Origin of the sequence: Actinotalea ferrariae CF5-4, from assembly GCF_000603945.1 — a bacterium.
GTDB lineage: Bacteria > Actinomycetota > Actinomycetes > Actinomycetales > Cellulomonadaceae > Actinotalea > Actinotalea ferrariae.
The window spans coordinates 1-5,487 of the sequence record NZ_AXCW01000260.1 but is presented as its reverse complement, the minus strand read 5'-3'; the positions used below and the strand labels follow the sequence as shown (position 1 = coordinate 5,487).

Sequence of the window (5,487 nt, the reverse complement as noted above, 5' to 3'; positions counted from 1 at the left end):
CGGAGGTGCTCGCCGGGATGGCCCCGGCGGCGCTGGAGCTCGGCGCGGCCTTCGCCGCCGCGGGCCACGAGCTGGCCCTCGTCGGCGGGCCCGTCCGGGACGCCTTCCTGGGGCGCGCCAGCACGGACCTGGACTTCGCGACCTCCGCGAGCCCCGAGGAGACCGAGCGTCTCCTCGCCGCGTGGGGGGACGCGACGTGGGACATCGGGCGCGCGTTCGGCACCATCGGCGCGCGCCGCCACCCGCGCCGGGCCCGCGCCGGGGCGCCGGCCAGCGAGGACGTCGTCGTCGAGGTGACGACCTACCGCACCGAGGCGTACGACGCGACGTCCCGCAAGCCGGAGGTCGTCTTCGGCAAGGACCTCGACGGCGACCTGTCGCGGCGGGACTTCACGGTGAACGCGATGGCCGTGCGGGTGCCCGACCTGACGTTCGTCGACCCGTTCGGCGGGCTCACCGACCTCGCCCGCGGGGTCCTGCGGACGCCGGTCACCGCGACGCAGTCCTTCGACGACGACCCGCTGCGCATGCTCCGCGCCGCCCGGTTCGCCGCCCAGCTCGGCTTCACGGTCGACGACGACGTGCGCCGCGCGATCGAGGAGATGGCGCCGCGGATCGCGATCGTCTCCCCCGAGCGCGTGCGCGACGAGCTCGTCAAGCTGCTGCTCGCGACCGACCCGCGACCCGGCCTGGAGGTCCTCGTGGACACCGGGCTCGCGGACCACGTCCTGCCCGAGCTGCCGGCCCTGCGGCTGGAGATCGACGAGCACCACCGGCACAAGGACGTCTACGAGCACTCGCTCACCGTGCTCGCCCAGGCGATCGCGCTGGAGACGGGGACGCACGCCGCCCCGACGGGGCCGGTCCCGGGCCCGGACCTCGTGCTGCGGCTCGCGGCGCTGCTGCACGACATCGGCAAGCCGGCGACGCGGCGGTTCGAGGCCGGCGGCGGGGTGAGCTTCCACCACCACGAGGTCGTCGGCGCGAAGCTCGTCGCGAAGCGGCTCCGGGCGCTGCACTTCGACAAGGACACGGTCAAGGCGGTCGCGCGGCTCACCGAGCTGCACCTGCGCTTCCACGGGTACGGCGACGCGCAGTGGACCGACTCGGCCGTGCGGCGCTACGTCACCGACGCCGGGCCGCTGCTCGAGCGGCTGCACCGGCTGACCCGCTCGGACTGCACGACCCGCAACCGGCGCAAGGCCGCGCGCCTGTCCGCCGCGTACGACGACCTCGAGCGCCGCATCGCCGAGCTCGCGGAGGCCGAGGAGCTCGCCGCCATCCGGCCCGACCTGGACGGCGAGGAGATCATGGCCGTCCTGGGGCTGCGGCCCGGCCGCGAGGTCGGGGAGGCGTACCGGTTCCTGCTCGAGCTGCGCATGGAGCAGGGGCCGCTGGGCAAGGACGTGGCCGAGGGCGCGCTGCGCGCGTGGTGGGCGGAGCGGGGCGCGCCGTCGTCGTAGGCCTCGCGTGGTGTCGTCGTCGTCAGCCGGGGCCGGTCCCGGATGCGGGGCGCGCCGTCCTCGGGGAGGCTCGGGCGATGAGGCCGGCGAGGTGAGGCTCTGGTCCGTGCACCCGCGGTACCTGGACCGTCAGGGGCTCACGGCGTGCTGGCGCGAGGGGCTGCTCGCCCAGAAGGTCCTCACCGGGACGACCCGGGGGTACCGCAACCACCCCCAGCTCGAGCGGTTCCGCGTCCCGCCGCCCGCGACCGACCCGCCGTGGCCGCCGGGCGCGCCGATCACCACCTACCTGCACGGGGTCGTCGACGAGGCGGCCGCCCGCGGGTACGCCTACGACCGCACCAAGATCCTCGCCGCGCCGGACGGGGCGCTGCGCCTGGAGGTCACGACCGGCCGGCTCCGTCACGAGTGGTGGCACCTGCGGGAGAAGCTGCGCGCCCGCTCCCCGGACGTGCTCGCACGGTGGCGGGACGTCGCCGTACCGCAGGCGCACCCGCTCCTCGTCGTCGTGCCCGGGCCGGTCGCCCGGTGGGAGGTCCTCCAGGACGCCGTCGGGGCGTGAGCGGGCGCGTCCTCGGGGAGCGCGTCCCGGTGGTCCGGTGCGCTCGGGTCGCGGGGCCGTCCGGTGCTCGCCGGCTCAGCGCGCCCCGTCGTCGGGCGCGTCGCCGTCCTCGGGCACCTCGACCCGGCGCACGACGAGGACGCAGATGTCGTCCTCCTGGTCCGGGCCGGTCATCGCCCCGACGAGCGCGTCGCGGACCTGCGTCGACGTCAGCCCCCCCGGCAGCCGGGCGAGCAGCTCGGCCAGCGCGTCGATCCCGTGGCGCAGCGACCGGTCCCGGCGCTCCACGAGGCCGTCGGTGTAGATGACGAGCGTCGCGCCGATCGGCAGCTCGAGCTCCTCCTCCGGCATGGCCTCGAGGTTCGTCACCCCCACCGGGGTGCTCAGCGCGCCCATGAGGTACCGCACCCGGCCGTTCGGCTGCCGCAGCAGGGGCGGCGGGTGCCCGGCGCGGCTGTAGGTGAGGCGCGAGCCCTCGAGGCGCAGGTAGACGCACGTGGACATGTCGGCCATGCCCAGGCCCTGCACGAGCTCGTCGAGGCGCCCCATCACGCGGCTCGCGGACTCCCCGCTCCACGCGTAGGACCGCAGCACCGAGCGCAGCTGGCCCATGGACGCGGCGGCGCGCAGGTCGTGCCCGACGACGTCGCCGACGGCGAGCCCGATCGCGCCGTCGGGCAGGGGCAGGACGTCGAACCAGTCGCCGCCGACCTCCGCCCGGTGCAGCGCCGGCAGGTACGACGCGGCCAGGTCCAGGCCGGGGACGTCGGGGATCTCCGGGAGCAGCGAGTGCTGCAGCGTCAGGGCGGCGGCGCGCTCGCGGAGGTAGAGGCGGACGTTGTCGAGCGCGAGGCCGGCGCGGCCCCCGACGTGGGACGCCGTCTCGACGGTCTGGTCCGCGAACGCGTGGTCGAGCAGCACCAGTGCCCCGATGACCCGGTCGCGCGCCCGCAGCGGGACGATGAGCACCTGACCCAGGTGCCCGAGCCGGTCGACGCGCTCCCAGATCTCCGGCGGCGTCTTCGCGCGGGAGGCGGCGACGTCGACGTCCCGCGCCTGCGGGGCCACGGCGGAGTCGGACTGCATCACCTGCTCGAGCACCGTGGAGCTGCCGATCCACTCCAGGGCGCCGTTCTCCTCCATCCACCGCGCGTCCTCGCGGCGGGCCGGGTCGCGCGGCACGATGTGCACGCGCTCGTGCCGGCCTCGGTCGCTCGTCACGGTGACGTAGCCCCACGCGCCGAGCGCCGGGACCACCGTCTCCGCCAGCGCACGTACGGCGTCCTGGTAGTCGAGGTGCTGCGCGAGCTCCTCGCTCACCCGGGCGAGGAGCTGCAGGCGCTCGGACACCTCGCGGGCCTCGGCGAGCGCCTCGTCGCGGGTCTGCTGGAGCTGGATGCGCTCGGTGACGTCCGCCTGGATCCCGACGTGGTGGGTGACGTTGCCCTGGCTGTCGACGACCGGGCTGATGACCACCTGGTTCCAGAACGGCGTGCCGTCCTTGCGGTAGTTGAGGAGCGTGTCCGCCACGGTGCGCCCCTCGCGCAGGGCGGTCCGCATGTGGTCGACGACGGCCGGGTCCGTGTCCGGGCCCTGGAGGAACCGGCAGTTTTTACCCAGGACGTCCGCCGCTGCGTAGCCCGTCACGCGCGTGAACGCGGGGTTGACCCAGACGAGCGGGTCGTCGGGCAGCCGCGGGTCGGAGATGGCGAAGGACAGCTCGCTGGCGAAGGCGGCGCGGGCGTGCAGGTCACCGGCGGAGTCCTGCAGTGCCCGGACCGCCTCCTCCTGCCGCAGGGGCAGCAGGATGATGAGAGCCTGGTGCGACAGCGGGGCGGGTGCCTCGGAGAGCGGGATGCCGATGAGCCAGAGCGCCTCGCGCGCCGCCGACTCGTCCGACGCGCGCTCGGCGTCGACCTGGATCCCGCGGGCGGGCTCCCCGTGGGCGACGACGGCGAGCGGGTACGGGCCGTCCTCCAGGAGGGTGCCGTCGGGCGTCTGCAGCGACGCGCGGCGGGACCACTCCTCCAGGGACACGGGGAGACTCAGATCGGGGGCGAGATCGACGGCCAGGAGGTTCGCGAAGACGACCTCGCCCCGGTCCAGGTCGACCAGGAGCGTGGCGGCCGGGCGGTCGTGGACGAGGGCCGGCAGCGCGCTCCGGGCGCGCGGGTCCGAGGCCCGTGGCGAGCCGGCCGGGGCGGCGACGGGGTCCTGCAGCATGGGAAAACCCTAGGCGAACGACGCGAAGGGGGCGCGCCGTAGATCATCCGCGCTGGTCGGGGACCTCGGGGCGGGCGGCTGCGGCGCCGTCGTCGGCCGGGTCCGGGACGTCGTCGAGGTGGACGGGCCGGGACGGGCCGGCACGGAACAGGACCGCGACCGCGACGTACGCGGCGGCGAGCCCGACGAACGCGGCGGGCGACCACCCGGTGTCCGGAAGCGCCACGGCGGCCAGGGCCGCGGCGCCGACGAAGGCCGCGTTGTAGAGGACGTCGTAGAGCGCGAAGGCCCGGCCGCGGAAGTCGTCGTGGGTGTCCCGCTGCACGATGGTGTCCACGGCGATCTTGGCCCCCTGCGCGGCGAGGCCGAGCAGGCCCCCGCTGACCAGGACGACGGGCAGCGCGTACGACGCGGCCAGGAGCAGCTGGCTCGCCGCCCCCGTGCCCAGGCACACGACGATCCAGTTCGCGGGGCTCATGCGCTCGTGCGCGAGCGGGGTGAGGACGACGGCGAGACCGAACCCCACGGTCGTCGAGGCCAGGACGGTCGCGAACACCGCCAGGCCGGCGTCGGCGTCGAGCGGGTCCGCGAGCAGGTTGCGGGAGATGAGGATCGCCGCGATGAACGTGACGCCGTAGATGAAGCGGTGCGTCGCCATGACGCCGAGCGCGAGGGCCGGCGTCCGGCGGCGGACGAGGTACCAGGTGCCCTGGCCGAGCCCGCGACCGACCTCGCGCAGCCGCTCCCACAGCTCCTCGGCTCCGGCGCGGTGCGTGGGCCCCAGCTGGTCGGGCCGCAGGCGCAGGGCGAGGGCGGACGCGGCGCCGAACAGCGCGGCCGCGCCCAGCAGGACGACGGCGTCGCGGAAGGCACCCGTGGGGGCGAGCTGCCCCACGAACCCGAGCGCCGCGCCGACGCCGGCCGCCGCCGCCCCGAGGGTGGGGGTGATCGCGTTCGCCATGAGCAGCTGGTCGCGGGGCACGACGCGGGGCAGGCCCGCCGAGAGCGCCGCGAGGAGGAAGCGGTTCACCGAGAGCGTCACCAGCGCCAGCACGTACACGGCCGGACCCACGCCGGTCGTCGCGAGGAGGGCCGCGAGCACGACGGCGAGGACGACGCGCACGGCGTTGCCCAGGAGCAGCACCTGCCGGCGGCGCCACCGGTCCAGCAGCACCCCGGCCCACGGGCCGACGATCGTGAACGGCAGGAGGAGGACGGCGAACGCCGCAGCGACGTCGG

At 75.7% G+C, this 5,487-nt stretch carries 4 protein-coding genes; 2 read left to right on the top strand and 2 right to left on the bottom strand.

All coding sequences use genetic code 11. The annotated features are described in order from the left end of the window. Positions 1-5 precede the first annotated feature (5 nt). Together N866_RS15855 and N866_RS15850 are read left to right on the top strand one after the other, a co-directional pair. Positions 6-1,463 carry a CCA tRNA nucleotidyltransferase gene (locus N866_RS15855; RefSeq protein ID WP_081802728.1) on the top strand — a complete coding sequence of 486 codons (1,458 nt, stop codon included), beginning with the start codon at positions 6-8 and terminating at the stop codon, positions 1,461-1,463. Positions 1,464-1,554: 91 nt separating this feature from the next. Further along, positions 1,555-2,025, top strand: coding sequence for a pyrimidine dimer DNA glycosylase/endonuclease V (locus N866_RS15850; RefSeq protein ID WP_034228135.1), 471 nt, complete (start codon positions 1,555-1,557; stop codon positions 2,023-2,025). Positions 2,026-2,100: 75 nt separating this feature from the next. Here the strand turns inward: N866_RS15850 and N866_RS15845 are convergent, their stop codons facing one another. Then, on the bottom strand, positions 2,101-4,248 hold the full coding sequence (locus N866_RS15845) for a SpoIIE family protein phosphatase (RefSeq protein ID WP_081802727.1): 2,148 nt from the start codon (positions 4,246-4,248) through the stop codon (positions 2,101-2,103). Positions 4,249-4,291: 43 nt separating this feature from the next. Next, on the bottom strand, positions 4,292-5,487 hold a 1,196-nt coding region (locus tag N866_RS21515; RefSeq protein ID WP_034228133.1), incomplete at its 5' end, for an MFS transporter.